17 protein-coding genes are annotated in these 15053 nt (G+C 70.3%); 8 read left to right on the top strand and 9 right to left on the bottom strand.

Annotated features, from left to right (window positions below; all coding sequences use genetic code 11):
* Positions 1 to 158 precede the first annotated feature (158 nt).
* Both FNH05_RS15650 and FNH05_RS15645 read right to left on the bottom strand, forming a co-directional pair.
* Positions 159 to 566, bottom strand: a complete 408-nt coding sequence (locus FNH05_RS15650) for a hypothetical protein (RefSeq protein ID WP_144588824.1) — start codon at positions 564 to 566, stop codon at positions 159 to 161.
* A gap of 13 nt (positions 567 to 579) precedes the next feature.
* On the bottom strand, positions 580 to 900 hold the full coding sequence (locus FNH05_RS15645; RefSeq protein ID WP_144588822.1) for a hypothetical protein: 321 nt from the start codon (positions 898 to 900) through the stop codon (positions 580 to 582).
* A gap of 285 nt (positions 901 to 1185) precedes the next feature.
* Between FNH05_RS15645 and FNH05_RS15640 the strand changes: the two genes are divergently transcribed.
* Positions 1186 to 2568: a helix-turn-helix domain-containing protein gene (locus tag FNH05_RS15640; protein ID WP_144588820.1), complete on the top strand. Its 1383-nt coding sequence runs from the start codon at positions 1186 to 1188 to the stop codon at positions 2566 to 2568.
* A gap of 21 nt (positions 2569 to 2589) precedes the next feature.
* Positions 2590 to 3516 (top strand): aminoglycoside phosphotransferase family protein, encoded by a 927-nt coding sequence (locus FNH05_RS15635; protein WP_246127763.1) that lies wholly within the window; start codon positions 2590 to 2592, stop codon positions 3514 to 3516.
* 199 nt (positions 3517 to 3715) lie between these two features.
* Here the strand turns inward: FNH05_RS15635 and FNH05_RS15630 are convergent, their stop codons facing one another.
* Genes FNH05_RS15630 through FNH05_RS15615 form a run of 4 tightly spaced genes read right to left on the bottom strand, consistent with a single transcriptional unit; the run spans position 3716 to position 6528 of the window.
* A complete protein-coding gene (locus FNH05_RS15630; protein WP_144588818.1) occupies positions 3716 to 4738 on the bottom strand; it encodes a copper resistance D family protein in 1023 nt (340 codons plus the stop codon).
* A complete protein-coding gene (locus FNH05_RS15625; protein ID WP_144588832.1) occupies positions 4735 to 5259 on the bottom strand; it encodes a copper resistance CopC family protein in 525 nt (174 codons plus the stop codon). Before FNH05_RS15625 ends, FNH05_RS15630 begins: the two co-directional genes overlap by 4 nt.
* A 3-nt stretch (positions 5260 to 5262) precedes the next feature.
* On the bottom strand, positions 5263 to 5994 hold the full coding sequence (locus FNH05_RS15620; RefSeq protein ID WP_144588816.1) for a YcnI family copper-binding membrane protein: 732 nt from the start codon (positions 5992 to 5994) through the stop codon (positions 5263 to 5265).
* A 60-nt stretch (positions 5995 to 6054) separates the two neighbouring features.
* Positions 6055 to 6528: a hypothetical protein gene (locus FNH05_RS15615; protein WP_186382567.1), complete on the bottom strand. Its 474-nt coding sequence runs from the start codon at positions 6526 to 6528 to the stop codon at positions 6055 to 6057.
* Positions 6529 to 6839: 311 nt separating this feature from the next.
* Between FNH05_RS15615 and FNH05_RS15610 the strand changes: the two genes are divergently transcribed.
* From FNH05_RS15610 to FNH05_RS15595, 4 genes are read left to right on the top strand one after another with little or no spacing between them, the layout of a single operon-like run.
* Positions 6840 to 7487 carry an ABC transporter permease gene (locus FNH05_RS15610; RefSeq protein WP_144588814.1) on the top strand — a complete coding sequence of 216 codons (648 nt, stop codon included), beginning with the start codon at positions 6840 to 6842 and terminating at the stop codon, positions 7485 to 7487.
* A complete protein-coding gene (locus FNH05_RS15605; RefSeq protein ID WP_246127762.1) occupies positions 7480 to 8661 on the top strand; it encodes an ATP-binding cassette domain-containing protein in 1182 nt (393 codons plus the stop codon). The genes FNH05_RS15610 and FNH05_RS15605 overlap by 8 nt, the downstream gene beginning before the upstream one ends.
* Complete coding sequence (locus FNH05_RS15600) at positions 8658 to 9434, top strand: ABC transporter permease (RefSeq protein WP_144588812.1); 777 nt, start codon at positions 8658 to 8660, stop codon at positions 9432 to 9434. Before FNH05_RS15605 ends, FNH05_RS15600 begins: the two co-directional genes overlap by 4 nt.
* Positions 9431 to 10396, top strand: a complete 966-nt coding sequence (locus FNH05_RS15595) for a glycine betaine ABC transporter substrate-binding protein (protein ID WP_186382566.1) — start codon at positions 9431 to 9433, stop codon at positions 10394 to 10396. Before FNH05_RS15600 ends, FNH05_RS15595 begins: the two co-directional genes overlap by 4 nt.
* Before the next feature lie 18 nt (positions 10397 to 10414).
* Here the strand turns inward: FNH05_RS15595 and FNH05_RS15590 are convergent, their stop codons facing one another.
* A complete protein-coding gene (locus tag FNH05_RS15590; RefSeq protein ID WP_144588810.1) occupies positions 10415 to 10879 on the bottom strand; it encodes a DUF6474 family protein in 465 nt (154 codons plus the stop codon).
* Between the two features lie 94 nt (positions 10880 to 10973).
* Between FNH05_RS15590 and FNH05_RS15585 the strand changes: the two genes are divergently transcribed.
* Positions 10974 to 12605, top strand: a complete 1632-nt coding sequence (locus tag FNH05_RS15585) for a TM0106 family RecB-like putative nuclease (RefSeq protein ID WP_144588808.1) — start codon at positions 10974 to 10976, stop codon at positions 12603 to 12605.
* Positions 12606 to 12644: 39 nt separating this feature from the next.
* Here the strand turns inward: FNH05_RS15585 and FNH05_RS15580 are convergent, their stop codons facing one another.
* Complete coding sequence (locus FNH05_RS15580; protein ID WP_144588806.1) at positions 12645 to 13403, bottom strand: SDR family NAD(P)-dependent oxidoreductase; 759 nt, start codon at positions 13401 to 13403, stop codon at positions 12645 to 12647.
* Positions 13404 to 13556: 153 nt separating this feature from the next.
* Between FNH05_RS15580 and FNH05_RS15575 the strand changes: the two genes are divergently transcribed.
* Positions 13557 to 14858 (top strand): UDP-glucose dehydrogenase family protein, encoded by a 1302-nt coding sequence (locus tag FNH05_RS15575; protein WP_144588804.1) that lies wholly within the window; start codon positions 13557 to 13559, stop codon positions 14856 to 14858.
* A gap of 26 nt (positions 14859 to 14884) precedes the next feature.
* Here FNH05_RS15575 and FNH05_RS39285 read toward each other — a convergent pair.
* Positions 14885 to 15053, bottom strand: a 169-nt coding sequence (locus FNH05_RS39285; RefSeq protein ID WP_425458450.1) for a VOC family protein, incomplete at its 5' end; no start/stop codon positions are given.

Raw genomic sequence — 15053 nt, 5'->3', positions numbered from 1 at the left:
GGAGGGGAGTGCAACGGCACCGGCCCGCGGAGTTCGGAGGCCGTCTCGGGTCGGTCGACGGCGATCAAGATCTTGATCAAGATACCTGCGGATTACCGCGTCCGCTAGGGGTTCTCGCCCAGTTTCGCGGATTAATCGGCGAACGGCGGGGAGAGGGTTCAGCGCGTGGCGACCTGGGGCAGGAGAGCGTGCCTGCCGGTGGTCTCCGCCGGGCTCGGCTTCGGGCCGCGCGACTGGCTGGGCATCGCGGACTTGTTCCGCCGCCACGGCCGGCGCAGCACCCGCTGCGGAGCCAGTCCACCGGCCACCAGATGCTCGTGCGCGACCTGCCAGACCGAGCACGGCGCCTTGCAGCGGTGCCACCGGGTCGAGCAGGTGGGGCAGTCGCCACGCTCGTCGGGCTCGTGCGCGGACAACATCGCGCGCCAGCCCTCGGTGAGGCGCGGCAGTTCCGATCGCGCTACCGAGACCAGCGACTCGCTGTCGGCGCGGTTGGCGAGATCGGCGAGCATGTCCAGCCGCTCCCACACCGCATTACGGAGGACCTGTCCAAGGATCTGATCCACGGAAAACTCACCGTCACCTTTCCGTCAGCTTCGCAGCTTCGTTGAGCGCCGCCCGCAACTGGCCCAGTTGGCCCGCGGTCAGTCGCGCCGTCTCTCCGGGCGGTCCCACCAGCACCACCTCGTTGTCCTGAACGAGCACGGTGACGCAGCGTTCCCGGTTGATCATGTCGCCGCACTGCACCCGCCACACCAGCTGACCGCCCTCGTAACGACGCACCTGGGCGGCGCGGGGGTCGGTGACCGACGGCATCGCCGAGCGGGAGGCCGGCCTGCTCACCCGTGCCGGGCCCTGGGCGGCCGGACGTGCTGCCGGGATCGAGCTTGCGAACTCCACCGCGTCAACTCCGCTCTTTCGCTCTCCGGGACTGTTCGTGTCTTCGTAGCTCTGCGTGATCGCGGGCAGTGCCCGTTCGCTCACTCAGACCTGACAACTAGATTGCGGGGAAGCGGACTCGAAGAGAAGCCGAACCGCCGCCATAGCGGCGACCGGCCCGGGTTCGCCGGTAAACGGTCGGGATAGTTCGGCCCGGCCGATCAGACTCGGCAAACAGCGTCTCGCACGGTTGAATAGGGATGCCTACGCTGCGAATCGACGCCTATGGACGGTGAGGGGTCGCGAATGGACGCCAGTGGCGCTGCGGATGCCCGGCAGGGACACCCGATCAGCTCTGACGTGTGGGAGAAGCGGGAAATGCGGGAGGCATTGGCCGCCCGTGAGATCAGCGCGGTCTACCGCAACCTCCGCAAGGAGGGGATCTCCCAGCGCCAGATCGCCGCACTGACCGGCCAGTCACAGTCCGAAGTGTCGGAGATCCTCAAGGGCAGGCAGGTCATGGCCTATGACGTGCTGGCCCGGATCGCCGACGGGCTGGGCGTCCCCCGTGGATACATGGGCCTCGCCTACGACGAGGCCACCGAGATTCAGGTCGTCGGCGCGGCCGACGAGCAGCAGGCTGAGGAGGACGAGTCCGTGAAACGGCGGAACTTCCTCGCGCATGCCGCCCAGGTCACGATGGGGGCGGCGGTCTTCGGATCGTCTCCGCAGGCGTGGGGGGCGAGTCCCGCGAGGACGCCGGCACCGGGGCACATCGGGATGACCGACGTGCGCCAGGTGGAGGCAGCGACGAGGGCGCTGCGGGCACTCGATTACCAGTACGGCGGCGGGTTCTGCCGCGACGCCGTGGTGGCGCAGCTGTCCTGGGGGCAGCAGATGCTCGATTCCTCGGCGACCAGCGTGGTCAAGTCCAGGCTCTACGTGGCGCTCGCCGATCTGCACAGCCTGGCGGGCTGGACCTCGTTCGACACCGGGCTGATGGATTCCGCGCGCGGACACTTCGCCAACGCGCTGGAACTGGCCAAGCAGGGTGACAACAACCCGCTGGTGGCGAACATCCTCTACCGGATGGGCCGGGTCTACCTGCACCAGGAGGCGCCGAACGACGCGCTGAAGCTGTTCCAGCTGGGGCAGATCGCGGCGCAGGAGGCCGGGTCCGAACTGGCCATCGCCGTGCTCGCGGCCAACCAGGCCTGGGCCTACGCGATGATGGAGAACGAGGATCAGGCGCTGAAACTGCTGGGACTGGCCAAGGACGAGTTCGCCAGGGCGAACCTCGCCGAGGCCGAGGACTGGGTCAAGTTCTTCAACGAGACCGACGTCTACGCCATGATCGGCACCGTGCACACGGTGCTGGCGCGCAATGTGGACCTCAGGCACACCAAGTACGCGATCCCGGCGCTGACCAGGGCCGTCGACGCGTACGGCGAGGACATGCAGCGCAGCAAGACCTTCAACCTGGGCGCGTTGGCGACCAACCACCTGCTCGAGGGCGACATCGACCACGGCGCGCGGGTCGGCCGGGCGGCGCTGGAGGCGGCCGAGGGGCTCAAGTCGGCCCGGATCAAGGACCGCATGACGCCGCTGAAGGAAGAGGCCGAGAAGCGCAAGAACAACCCGGACGCCCGTGAGCTCGCCGAGCGGCTCGGCCTGTTCTTCGCGGCCTGACCTGGCGTTCTCCCCACCGGCGTGACCGCCGAGCAGACCCGCGGCGACGCGGGAGCCGTGCCCGAGGGGCGGTTCACGAGGGAGAAGCTGGCCGACGTGCTCCGGCGGGTGTGTGCCGGGATCGGTCTGGACCATCGCGGTGCGCGGCTGCTCCGGTTCACCAACAACGCGGTGTTCGTACTGGACGGCGAGTCCGTGGTGGTGCGGATCGTCGGTTCGCGCGGTCTGCGGCACCGGGCCGGGAACATGGTCGCCGTGGCGCGGCACCTCGAACGGCACGGGGTGCCCGCGGTCCGCCTGCTGCCCGATGTGGTGCAGCCGCTTCGAGTCGGCGAGCACGTGGCCACGGTGTGGCGGTACGTCGAGCCGCTGGCCCGGTCCGCGGGTGCTGCCGATCTCGCCCGGCTGCTCCGGCGTTTGCACGCGTTGCCGGTGCCCGCCGAGGTGGCGGAGTGGGCACCGCTGACGGACGTGCGGACGCGGATCGGCGATGCCGAAGAGCTGGCGCCCGAGGACCGGCAGTTCCTGCTGCGCCGCTGCGCCGAGGCGGAATCCGCCCTGGGTGAGCTGGAGTTTCCGCTGCCAAGGGCGCTGATCCACGGCGACGCGCATCCGGGCAACGTGATCGTCGGCCCGGACGGGCCGGTCCTGTGCGACTTCGACTCCTCGTGCCTCGGCCCGCCCGAGTGGGATCTGACCCCGCTCGCGGTGGGCCGGGAGCGGTTCGGGGATCCGGCGGGCCGGTACCGGATGCTCGCCGACGTCTACGGTTTCGACGTCACCGCCTGGGAGGGGTTCGCCGTGCTCCGGACGGTGCGGGAGTTGAAGCTCGCCACCAGTGTGCTGCCCATCCTGCGCAGCCACCCCGGGGTGCGGGCGGAATTGAGGCGGCGGCTGGACGATCTGCGGTCGGGCCGGACCACCCGTCCGTGGACCCGGCATCGCTGACCGGCGCCGCTCGATACCGCGGCAGGGCGCCCCACGTTACGGATACTCCGATTTCGAGACCGAGTCGTGACACTCGTCGACAAAACCCGACCGCTCGTCGTTTGTGCAAATGCACGTGCAGGATGCGGGGATTCGGCGCAACTAGTCACCCCAAATGGCGTAATGCTAGTCGCTAACTGCAATTTGCAGTTACTTTGCGTCAGGTCACCGGGGCTCGGGTCAGCACCACGGCGAAGCCGAACGCGAGGCCCATCACGATCAGTTCGAGGCCCGCCCATGACGCCATCGCGGTGCGCTCGTGCCGCAGGATCCGCGGCATCAGCCGCCAGCGCAGATTCGCGCCGAGCAGGGCGATCGCACCCGCGCACAGCACCTTGAGCAGGACAAGCTGGCCGTAGGGCGTGGTGAACAGGCCCGTCCAGAAGCCGATCGTCGGGTTCAGCAGGATCTCGACACACGCGTTGAACAGCCCGGTCGCCGTGGCCAGGATCAGGCACAGGGTGGCCAGTTTGGAGAACCGGGGCAGCGCGTAGGCCAGCAGCGTGCGGTTGTTCGCCAGCAGCACGGTCATCGCGCCGAGACCACCCATCCAGGCGACGGCGCTCATCACGTGCAGCTCCATGGAGATCATCGTGTAGTCGTGGAAGTTCCAGTTCGACGCGTGGCCGGTGACGGGCAGCGGAAGCAGGGCGAACAGGCCGAGCCCGACCCGCACCTCCGCGGGCACCTTCTCGCCGTGCCGCAGGGAGAGGAAGCCGAGCCCGGCGTGCGCGAAGGCGAGCACCGCGACGACGAGCAGCGCCTTGCCCGCGCCGATGTGCACGATGTAGTCCCAGATGTCGCCGAAACCGATCGTGGCGGAACCCGGCCGGTACTCCGCGGTCTGCAGGACCAGCGTGACCAGCGCCGCCACCGCCCACACCAGTGCGGCGGCGACGGCGGCCGGCCGCGTCAGCGCGAGCACCGGCTCGGTCAGCTTCGGCCGGTCGTAGCCCACCAGCACCGACAGTAGGGCGAGCCCCACGGTCGTCACCGCGGCGAGGTCCAGCACGACCCGCACCACCGGGATGGCGACCGAGACCGCCTCGCTCACGTCCGTCACCCCGGGGATCGGGGCGGTCGCGGTGAGCGCGAGTCCGATCAGAACCGCCGCCAGCGCAGCGGAACCCGCGGCCAGGACGGTCTGGAACTGGGGCCGCGAAGCGGTCTCGGTCCGGGTCATTTCGCCTTGCCCCCTCCGGTGCGGAGGGCCACCGTGAGCCCGATCACGAGCAGCACCACGGCGCCCGCGATCCACACCCAGACCGGCACCCCGCCGGAGTCGCCCTGCCTGCTCGCACCGGTGGCGGCGGTGGCGCTGGCCGGGGTGCCGGTGCCTGCCCTGGTGAGGGTGAACTTGTATTCACCGGTCACCGCGTGGCCGTCGGCCGACAGGATGCGGTAGCCGACGGTGTAGACCCCGGCCGGTCCGAGCGGCCGCAGCGGCGCGGTCACCACGTTGCTGTTCACCTCGACCGAACCCTCGGCCCACTGCGTGTTGCCCGGTCCCACGACCGCCACCTGGTTGATGTCACCGCCCTGGACGGGGGCGTCGAAGGTGAGCGTGATCCTGGCGGGCCCGGCCTCGAGCGAGGCGTCCTTGCCCGGATCGGTCGAGATCAGCACGTTGTGCGCCAGTGCCGGGGTGGCCATGGCCAGCATGGCCACCCCGGCGAGCGCGAGCGTGGTGAACGCCTTGCGCAGCATCTACTTTCCTGCCTTGCGTGCTCGTAGGATCGCTCCGCCGCCGAAGCCGAGGCCCAGCGCGCCGACGATCAGTCCGGCACCGCCGAGCCAGCGGGCGGTGCTGTCCATGGTGTCGGCCGGGCCCGCCGTGGTCGAGGCCGCGGTGGCGTCGGTGTGATCGTGGCCGCCCTCGCTGCCCGCGGCCGCGAGTTCCACGACCGGAGCCGGGTGCTCCGGCTCCGCGCCGCCGGCGCTCTCCTGGTTCCAGTTCACCACCTTGCCGCCGTCATAGGTCTGGACCACCGGCAGTACCAGCTGGTCCACGTTCGACGGCAGGGTGGAGGCGGTGACCTTGAACTCCTGGAACTCGGTGTCCCCCTTGGCGATGCCGCCTCCGGGCAGCGCGGTGAACACGATCTTGGTGACCGGGTTGGTCACGTCGAGGTTCTTGCCGTTCTTCACCGGCGTGGACAGCGTCGTCTTGGTCACCTCGGCCTTCCAGCCCGGAATGGGCTGGTACCGCACCGAGCTGATGGCGTACTCGGGTTTGAAGTCCACTTCGACACCGACGGTGCCGGCGTCGGCCTCTTCGTTCGGCACCCGGAAGACGATGGTGCCGCTGCCGCCCTTCTGCGGCGTGCTCGCGTCGGGATTGGTGCTGACGTGGGCGGAGGCGACGCCTGCGCCCAGGAAGGCGGCCGCACCGAGGACGGCGGCCGCCACGGTCGTGCTCAGCGCACGGGTGATCACCATGGTAAGGATGCTCCTGAATGAGTCGGTGCCAGCGGATTGCGCTGGGGCGAAAGGGAAATTTCAGGAGCGGGTGGGCGGCCCGCGCCGCCCGTGAACCCGGCGGAACACCACGGACACGAGCGGGGTGTCGCCGGGCGCGGGAAGCGGGACGGGCACGGGGCCCGGCGGCACGGGCAGCGGACCCCGCAGGACCGGGAGCAGCAGCCGCAGGCCGGCCACCGCGGCCTGGAGCATCGATTCGGCATGTGCCAGCAGGAGGGCCGTGAGCACGGTCGCGCCGGCGTGCGCCAGGTACATCCCGGTGCCGGGCGCGGTCTGGTGGCTCATCAGGCTGGACAGCACGAGGTGCATGCCGAGCTGGGCGACGCCCAGTACCGCGAGGATGCCGAAGGTGCCGCGCGTGCGGTCGGCCAGTGCCGCGCCGGTCCAGCCGACGAGCGCGGTGAGGAGGAGGGTGAGCGCGGTGTCCGGCATTCCGCCGCCGGCCAGCGCATGCGCCGTCATCGCCAGTCCGGCGGAGCTGACGGCCAGCAAGCAGCCCCGCGCGGTGCGTAACGCGCCGCGCTGCCCTCGCTGGTTGCTCACTTGCCCAGCGTAGGAGACGGTGGAGGCGCGCCGCGACGGCGTTACGTGTGGTGAGCACAACGCCGGGTTCGAGCGCGGGAAAAGGGTGATCAATCGATATCTCTCCTGGTCACCCACGGCGTCGAGGCCCGGTTGTGACCGTGTCGACCAGGGGTGCTGGTTGCTTGTTGGCGGAAAATAAGCAACGGTTGGCTCGCCATTGACCAACGACTCCTCGTTGCACCGGACGAGTGAGCGAGTCGGGAGGGAGGGCACGCCGCGTGAACCTCTTCGAGTACGTGGCGGATCGCTGGCCCAGACTTTCCCTGCAGGCCTGGCTGCACGTCAGCGAGGTGGTCCAGGCGACGCTCGTCGCCGCCGTGATCGGGATACTGGTGGGGGTCGCGGTCTACCGCAGCCCCCTCGGCTCGGCACTGGCCACCGCACTGGCCAGCACGATCCTGACCATCCCTTCCTTCGCGCTGATCGGGTTGCTCATTCCGATCGTCGGCCTCGGGGTCGCGCCCAGCGTGATCCCGCTCGTCGTCTACGCGCTACTGCCGATCGTGCGGAACACGATCGTCGGGCTCGGCGGTGTCGATCCCGCGGTCACCGAAGCGGCCAGGGGCATCGGGATGAGCCGGTTCGGCGTGCTCACCCGCGTCGAACTGCGGCTGGCCTGGCCCGCGATCCTCGCTGGGATGCGCGTGGCCACCCAGATGCTGATGGGCATCGCGGTGATCGCCGCCTACGCCAAGGGCCCCGGCCTCGGTTCCGAGGTCTTCGCCGGGCTGACCCGCGCGGGCAGCGCGAACGCCACGAACCAGGCTCTCGCCGGCACGCTCGGCGTCGTCATCCTCGCGCTGCTCATCGACGGGGTCTACGCCCTCATCACCCGTTTCACCGTGCCCAGGGGGATCCGTGTCTGAAATCGTGAACACCGCGAATCCGGCGTCCGGTTCGCCCGCCGTCTCCGGGGTGGAGATCGAACTCGACCACGTGACGAAGCGTTACCCGGGCACGAAGGCGCCGGCGGTGTCCGAGCTGACCATGACCATCCCCGCCGGGGAGGTGGTGATCCTGGTCGGCCCCTCCGGCTGCGGGAAGACCACCGCGATGCGGATGATCAACCGGCTGATCGAACCCACCTCGGGCCGCATCACCATCGGCGGTGAGGACGCGCTCGGACTCGAGCCGGACCGGCTGCGCCGCAAGATCGGCTACGCCATCCAGCAGGCCGGGCTGTTCCCGCACTTCACGGTGGCGCAGAACATCGCGGTGGTGCCGGGCCTGCTTGGCTGGGAGCGCAAGCGGATCGACGACCGCGTCGACGAGATGCTGGATCTCGTCGGCCTGGATCCCGCGGAGTTCCGGAACCGCTACCCCCGTCAGCTCTCCGGCGGGCAGCAGCAGCGCGTCGGGGTGGCCAGGGCGCTGGCCGCCGATCCACCGGTCCTGCTGATGGACGAGCCCTTCGGCGCGGTCGACCCGATCACCCGGGGCAACCTGCAGGACGAGCTGCTGCGGTTGCAGGCCAAGCTGCGCAAGACGATCGTCTTCGTCACCCACGACTTCGACGAGGCGGTGAAGCTGGGCGACCGGATTGCCGTCCTCGGCGACCGGTCCGCGATCCTGCAGTACGACACGCCCGAGGCGATCCTCGCGCATCCGGCGAACGACACGGTCGCGGGGTTCGTGGGCGCGGGTGCCTCCCTCAAACAACTCACCCTGCTGCGGGTGCGCGATGTGGAACTGTCCCGCGAGGTCGAACTCGCGACCCTGGGCGAGTCCCCGGCCCAACTTCGGACGCGCCTCGCCGAGCGGCGGGCGACCTACGCCCTGGTCCTCGACCAGCGAGGCCGCCCGGTCCGCTGGGTCCACATCGGCGATCTCGGCCGGGCCACCTCGCTGGCCGGCGCCGGCCGGGCGCTCAGCGACAGCGTCACCGTGCAGTCCACGCTGCAGGACGCGCTCGAGGCGATCCTCGTCGAGGGTGGTGCGGTACCGGTCACCGGCCTGGACGGCCGCTACACCGGGATGATCGAGCTCGACACGGTGATCGCCGCGATCCATCGCCTGCGTGAGGAGTACGCGGAGTCATGAGCACCAGCCCCGAAAGCGCTTTCAACACCGAATCCGGTTCACGCGGGGCCGACCGGACCCGGCTGATCGCGCAACCGCTCGCCGTGATCGTCCTCGTCGGTGCCGTGCTGGTCTGGGCACTGACCAGGAACAACGACGCAATCGAGCAGCGCAGCCTCAACCCCGGCACGCTGGCCGCCGACACCTGGCAGCACCTGCTGATCACGCTCGCGGTGGCGCTGATCGTGGTGCTCGTCGCGGTCCCGCTCGGCATCCTGCTCACCCGGCCCCGGGCCCGGCGGGTCGCGCCGCTGTTCCTCGGCATCGCCAACATCGGCCAGGCCGCGCCGGTGCTCGGCATGCTCGTGCTGTTCTTCCTGTGGACCAGCTGGGAAGGCTTCTGGTGCGCCGTCCTGCCGATCGCGTTCTACTCACTGCTGCCGGTGCTGCGGAACACGATCGTCGGCATCGAGGCGGTGGATCCGCCGCTGACCGACGCCGGCCGCGGGATCGGCATGTCCTCCTCGGCCGTGCTGTTCCGGATCGAACTTCCGCTGGCGTACCCGCTGATCCTGGCCGGGCTGCGTACCTCGCTGGTGCTCGCGGTGGGCACCGCGACGCTCGCTTTTTTCGTCAACGGCGGCGGGCTCGGCGAAATGATCGACACCGGCTACAAGCTCAACCGGGTTCCGGTGCTGGTCACCGGCGCGATGCTGGCGGTCGGGCTCGCGCTCCTCGTGGACTGGGTGGGCGCGGTGATGGAGGAGTACTTCGGCCCGAGGGGGCTGCGGTGAAAGCTTCGAGGTGGCTGCGGACCGTGCTGGCGGTGACGCTCACCGTGTCGGTGACCGGATGCGGCCTGAACGTCAACGCCGCGCTGCCCTACCAGGTGCGGCCGGGCTCGATCCGGCCGGTGCCGAGTCTGGAGGGGCTCACCGTCACGGTGGGCTCCAAGGACTTCACCGAGAACATCATCCTCGGCTACCTCGCGGAACTGGCGCTGTCCGCGGCCGGGGTCAAGGTGGTCGACCTGACCAACATCAGCGGATCGAACTCGGCGCGCCAGGCGCTGCTCAACGGGCAGATCGATCTGATGTGGGAGTACACCGGCACCGGTTGGATCTCCTACCAGGGCAACACGCAACCCATCCCCGACGAGCGGCAGCAGTACGACGCGGTCAAGGCGGCCGACGAGCGGCGCTTCGGGATCACGTGGCTGGACTATTCGCCGGTCAACGACACGTATGCCTTCGGGACCACCGAGGCGTACGCACGGGCACACGGTCTACGGAGCGATTCCGATCTGACCGCGTTCCTGAAGCAGCATCCGGACCAGGCCGTGTTCTGCGTGGAGACCGAGTTCGCCAGCCGCCAGGACGGTATGCCGGGCGTGCAGAAGGCCTACGGGTTCCCCGTGACGACGCTCAAGACCTTCGGCACCGGCGCGATCTACTCGGCGATCGCCAACGGCACCTGCAACTTCGGTGAGATCTTCACCACCGACGGCCGCATCGCCGGCCTGCACCTGCGCGTGCTGCAGGACGACAAGAAGTTCTTCCCGCAGTACAACGCCGCCGTCACGATGAAGAAGTCCTACCTGGCCGAGCATCCCGCGCTGGCCGGCGTGCTGGATCCGGTCGCGAAGGCACTCGACAACGAGCAGATGATCGAGCTGTGCAAGCAGGTCGACGTGGACGGCCGGGACGCGGGCCAGGTCGCGCACGACTGGATGGCGGCGAAGGGCTTCATCACCTGAGGCCCAGCGCGCCCGTGCTCAGACGCCGAGCCGCTTGAGGAGCTGGGATTCGAGGGTTTCGAGTTCGTCGCGGATCGCGTGATGCGCGCTCCTGCGACGGGAGGAGGGCATGCGTTCGGCCGCGTGGACCGCCGCGGTCAGCTGCTCGAGATCGCCGTGGGCCCTGGCCGCGAACCGCCGGTCGTCCTCGGTCGCCCGCTCGGATTTCCGCAGCTCGTCGAGCGCTTCGGAGACCCCGGCGATGCGGGCGAGCAGTCCGGCGCCCCGGCCGGTGAACTCGGAAAGCCGCTCCACCGGCACGCCGAGGCGGCGCGCCTGGTACCGGTCGTAGGCCTCGCGCACGGCGCCTGCGGCCCGTACCGCGACGGGGAGGAGCACGGGCGCCACCGCGGGTACCACGATCTTGGCCACCGAGACGGCGTTGCGGGCCTTCTTCGGGGTCAGCCCCGTGTCTTCGGACTCGCGGGTCTTTCTGCGTGCCATGCGATGAACTTACTGGTCACCTGGCGGACCGGCATGTCCGGCACGGGAGCGGTCTCCGTGACTTTCCGTCGGTGCGGGCTTCTACAGTGGGAGTATGGAGAACGAGGTGCTGTTGGACGCCGCCGCGGTACACCGTTGCCGGCGCCGGGTGCACCTCGAACACGCCCCCGAGCACCGTGGCACGCCGCTCGGCCCGCCGGATCCGGCCGCCGAGCAGCGGATCGCCGACGCGGCGGCGCACCGGGAGGAGATCCGGCGGCGGCTGATCGAGGCCGCCGCGGGGGAGTGGGTCACGGTGCCGCGCGAACTTCCCGCCGAGGAGCGCGTAGCGCTGACGGAACGGGCGATCGAGGAGGGCGCGCGTCACATCTGGGGCGCGCTGCTGCCCGCCGACCGCCGAGGCCACCGGCGCGGCGGGGCGGAACTGCTCATCCGGGACGGCGGGGGTTACCTGCCGATGCTCGTGGTGCGCCACCGGATCACCGACCCGGGCACCGGGGCGATCACCACCGCGCCCACCGATCTCGACCCGGCACACGCGACGGCCGACGACAGGCGGAAGGTCCGGTCGCAGCCGCGCGACCAGCTCCGCCTGGCGCACCTGCGGCGGATGCTGGAAGGACTCGGCCTGGCCTCGGCGCGGCCGCTCGGCGGTGTGATCGGCCTCGATGCCGACGTGGTGCTGTGGCACGACCTGTCCGCGCCCACCTGGCCGGGCGGCCGCAACGCGCTCACCGAGTACGACGCGCGTTTCGCGGACCGTCTCGCCGTGGCGCAGGCGGCGGCGAACGGCGGGCCCGTGCTGGCCGAGCCGTCCCGGGTCCTGGAGTGCCGTACCTGCCCGTGGTGGGTGACCTGTGAGCCGCACTTGCGCGCGCTGCGGGACGTGAGCCTGGTGGTGCGCGGTGAGGACGCGGTGGAACTGCGCCGCGCTGGCGTGTCCACTGTGGACAAACTGGCCGCGCTCGATCCCGCCGACGAGCCCCCGATCCTGTGGACCTCCGGCACCTTCGCCGACGCGGTGGCGCTGGCGAGGGCCTGGCTCGCCGATCTGACCGTGGTGCGCAAGGTGCCCGAGGTGGTGGTGCCGAGGGCCGATGTCGAACTGGACGTCGACATGGAGAGCTTCGGCGAGTCGGGCGCGTACCTGTGGGGTTGCCTGCTTTCCGGGGCCGACATCGGGATCGAGCGCGGGTACCGGGCGTTCGTGACCTGGGACCCACTGCCCACAGTGGACGAAGCTCGATCGTTCGCGGAGTTCTGGGGTTGGCTGCGCGAGGTCCGCGGGCGGGCCGAGGCGGCGGGGCTGACCTTCCGCGCCTACTGCTACAACGCGATGGCGGAGAACCGGTGGCTGTTCGGCTCGGTCGAGCGCTTCGCCGATTTCGAGGGGATTCCGGTCAAGCGCGAGGTCCAGTCCTTTGTGGACTCCGACCAGTGGGTCGACCTGTTCCGCAGCGTGTCGGACCAGTTCCTCTGCGCCCGGGGCAAGGGGCTCAAGGTGGTCGCCCCGGTGGCCGGGTTCACCTGGCGCGATCCGGAGGCAGGCGGTGAGGCGTCGATGCGCTGGTACCGGGCGGCCGTCGGGATGGACGGCGGCGAACCGGATCCCGGCCAGCGCGACCGGCTGCTCCGCTACAACGAGGACGATGTCCTGGCCACGAAGGCCCTCCGTGAGTGGATGTCGGGCCCGGCGGCCGAGATCCCCTACATGGGCGATCTCTGACGCCGGTGCGGCCCCTGGCCGGGGCCGCACCGGGGCGGGTCAGCGCGGGGCCATCCGCAGCGAGCCGTCGAGGCGGATCACTTCGCCGTTGAGGTAGTCGTGCTCCACGATGTCCACGGCCAGCTGGGCGTACTCGTCCGGGCGGCCGAGGCGCTTCGGGAAGGGCACCCCGGCGGCCAGTCCGGCGCGGAACTCGTCGCTCACGGTGGCCAGCATCGGGGTGTCGATGATGCCGGGGGCGATGGTCATCACGCGGATGCCGTGCGAGGCGAGGTCACGGGCCGAGGGCAGGGTCAGGCCGACCACGCCGCCCTTGGAGGCCGAGTAGGCGACCTGGCCGATCTGGCCGTCGAAGGCCGCGACGGAGGCGGTGTTGATCACGACGCCGCGTGCGTCGTCGGTCAGCGGCTCGGTCTTCGCGATCGCCTCGGCGGCCAGGGTGATCACGTTGAAGGTGCCGATCAGGTTGATCTCGATGACCTTGCGGAACAGGTTGAGGTCGTGCGGGCCGCGCTTGGACAGGATGCGGGCGGAGGGGCCGATCCCGGCGCAGTTGACCACGATCCGCAGCGGAACGCCGGAACCGGCGGCCTGGTTCACCGCCGCCTGGACCTGTTCCGGATCGGTGACATCGGCCTCGACGTAGGTCACGCCGTCGACGGCGGGGGCCTTTTCGATCCCGCCTGCCAGGTCGAGGGCGAAGACGCGAGCGCCCTTCGCGGCGAGCGCCTGGGCCGTGGCACCACCGAGACCGGAGGCACCCCCGGTGACGATCGCTGCCGTGTCCGTGATCCGCATATCGTTCCCTTCTCGACGTGGCGGCAATGCCGCTCACAGGTTAACGCTCGTTCGCATGGGCCCGTGGTGGCCCTTCTCACCCGTCGTGTGGAGTATTCGGGCCTGACCCCTGCCGTTAGCGCGGCCGTCAACTCCGGCTGTCACCTTCCCAGCATGGGCTCAGCTCGGATCACCGTGATCGGTACCGGATACGTCGGCCTCACCACCGGAGCCTGCCTGGCCAGCCTCGGGCACCGGGTCACCTGCGTGGACGTCGACGAGGTCAAGGTGGCCAGACTGGCCGCCGGGCGGGTGGACATCCTCGAACCGGGGCTGGAGGAACTGGTCTCCCGCGGACTGGCCGCCGGGCGGCTGAGCTTCGCGGTGGGCTCCCGAGGCTCGGTCTGGAACGCGCAGGCGGTGTTCCTGTGCGTGCCCACCCCGATGGGGGCGCGGGGCGCGGCCGACCTCCGCGCGGTGGAGGCGGTCGTGGACGAAATCGCCGGCACGCTTCCGCCGGGATGCGTGGTGATCACCAAGTCGACGGTCCCGGTCGGCACCGCGCAACGCATCCGCGACCGGCTCGGCCGGTCCGACGTACCGGTGGTGGCCAACCCCGAGTTCCTGCGGGAGGGCACCGCGGTCAGCGACTTCCTCAACCCCGACCGGATCGTGGTCGGCTCGGACGACGAGGCCGCCGCGCGGCGGGTCGCCGCACTGTACGCCGACCTCGCCGCGCCCACCGTGGTCACCGACGCGGCGAGCGCGGAACTGGTGAAGTACGCCGCCAACTGCTTCCTGGCGATGAAACTGTCCTATGTGAACGCCATGGCCGAACTGTGCGAACGGCTGGGCGCGGACATCCTGTCTGTCACCGAGGGCATGGGGTACGACCACCGGATCGGCCGGGCCTTCCTCAAGCCCGGCCCGGGCTGGGGCGGCTCGTGCCTGCCCAAGGACACCCACGCGCTGGTGCAGGTGGCCGAGTCGGTCGGCTTCGACTTCTCGCTGTTGTCGGCCGCGATCGGCGAGAACATCGCCCAGCGGGACCGGATCGTCGCCAAGATCGCCGGAGCGGTCGGCGGCAGCCTGGCCGGGGCCCGGATCGGGGTGCTCGGCCTGGCGTTCAAGGCGGGCACCAACGACCTGCGCGACTCCCCGGCGCTGTCGGTGACCTCGATGCTCGCCGCGCACGGCGCCGAGGTGACCGCCTACGACCCGGCGATCGGCGGCGACCTGCCCGGGATGCGCCTGGTCGACGACCCGTACCAGGTCGCCAAGGGCGCGGACGCGATCGTCGTGCTGACCGAGTGGGACGAGTTCCGCCGCCTCGACTGGTCCTACCTCGCCGACCTCATGCACGGCGACGCGGTGGTCGATACCCGGAACCTGCTCGACCCGCCTGCCATCCTCGCGGTCGGCCTGTGCTGGCTCGGTCTCGGTCGTCCCCGCGTCCGCGCCCGCGCCACGGCTTGAGACGTCAAAAGTCGCTCAGGAGCCGCTCAGGGGCGCTGCCAGAGCCAGAACTCGATGCCCTGGTTGTCGGTGCAGTCGGCGGTGAGCCCGTAGGGTTGGTGCTCGCTCTCCCCGGTCCGGCCGCCGAGTTCCCGCACCCGGGCGAGTGCCGCTTCGAGATCGTCGACGGCGTACATCGGCTTCCAGCCGATCTGC

Origin of the sequence: Amycolatopsis rhizosphaerae, from assembly GCF_007713715.1 — a bacterium.
GTDB classification, from domain to species: Bacteria; Actinomycetota; Actinomycetes; order Mycobacteriales; family Pseudonocardiaceae; genus Amycolatopsis_E; species Amycolatopsis_E rhizosphaerae.
The sequence above is the reverse complement of the archived record's forward strand: the minus strand, read 5'-3'. Positions and strand labels throughout refer to the sequence as shown.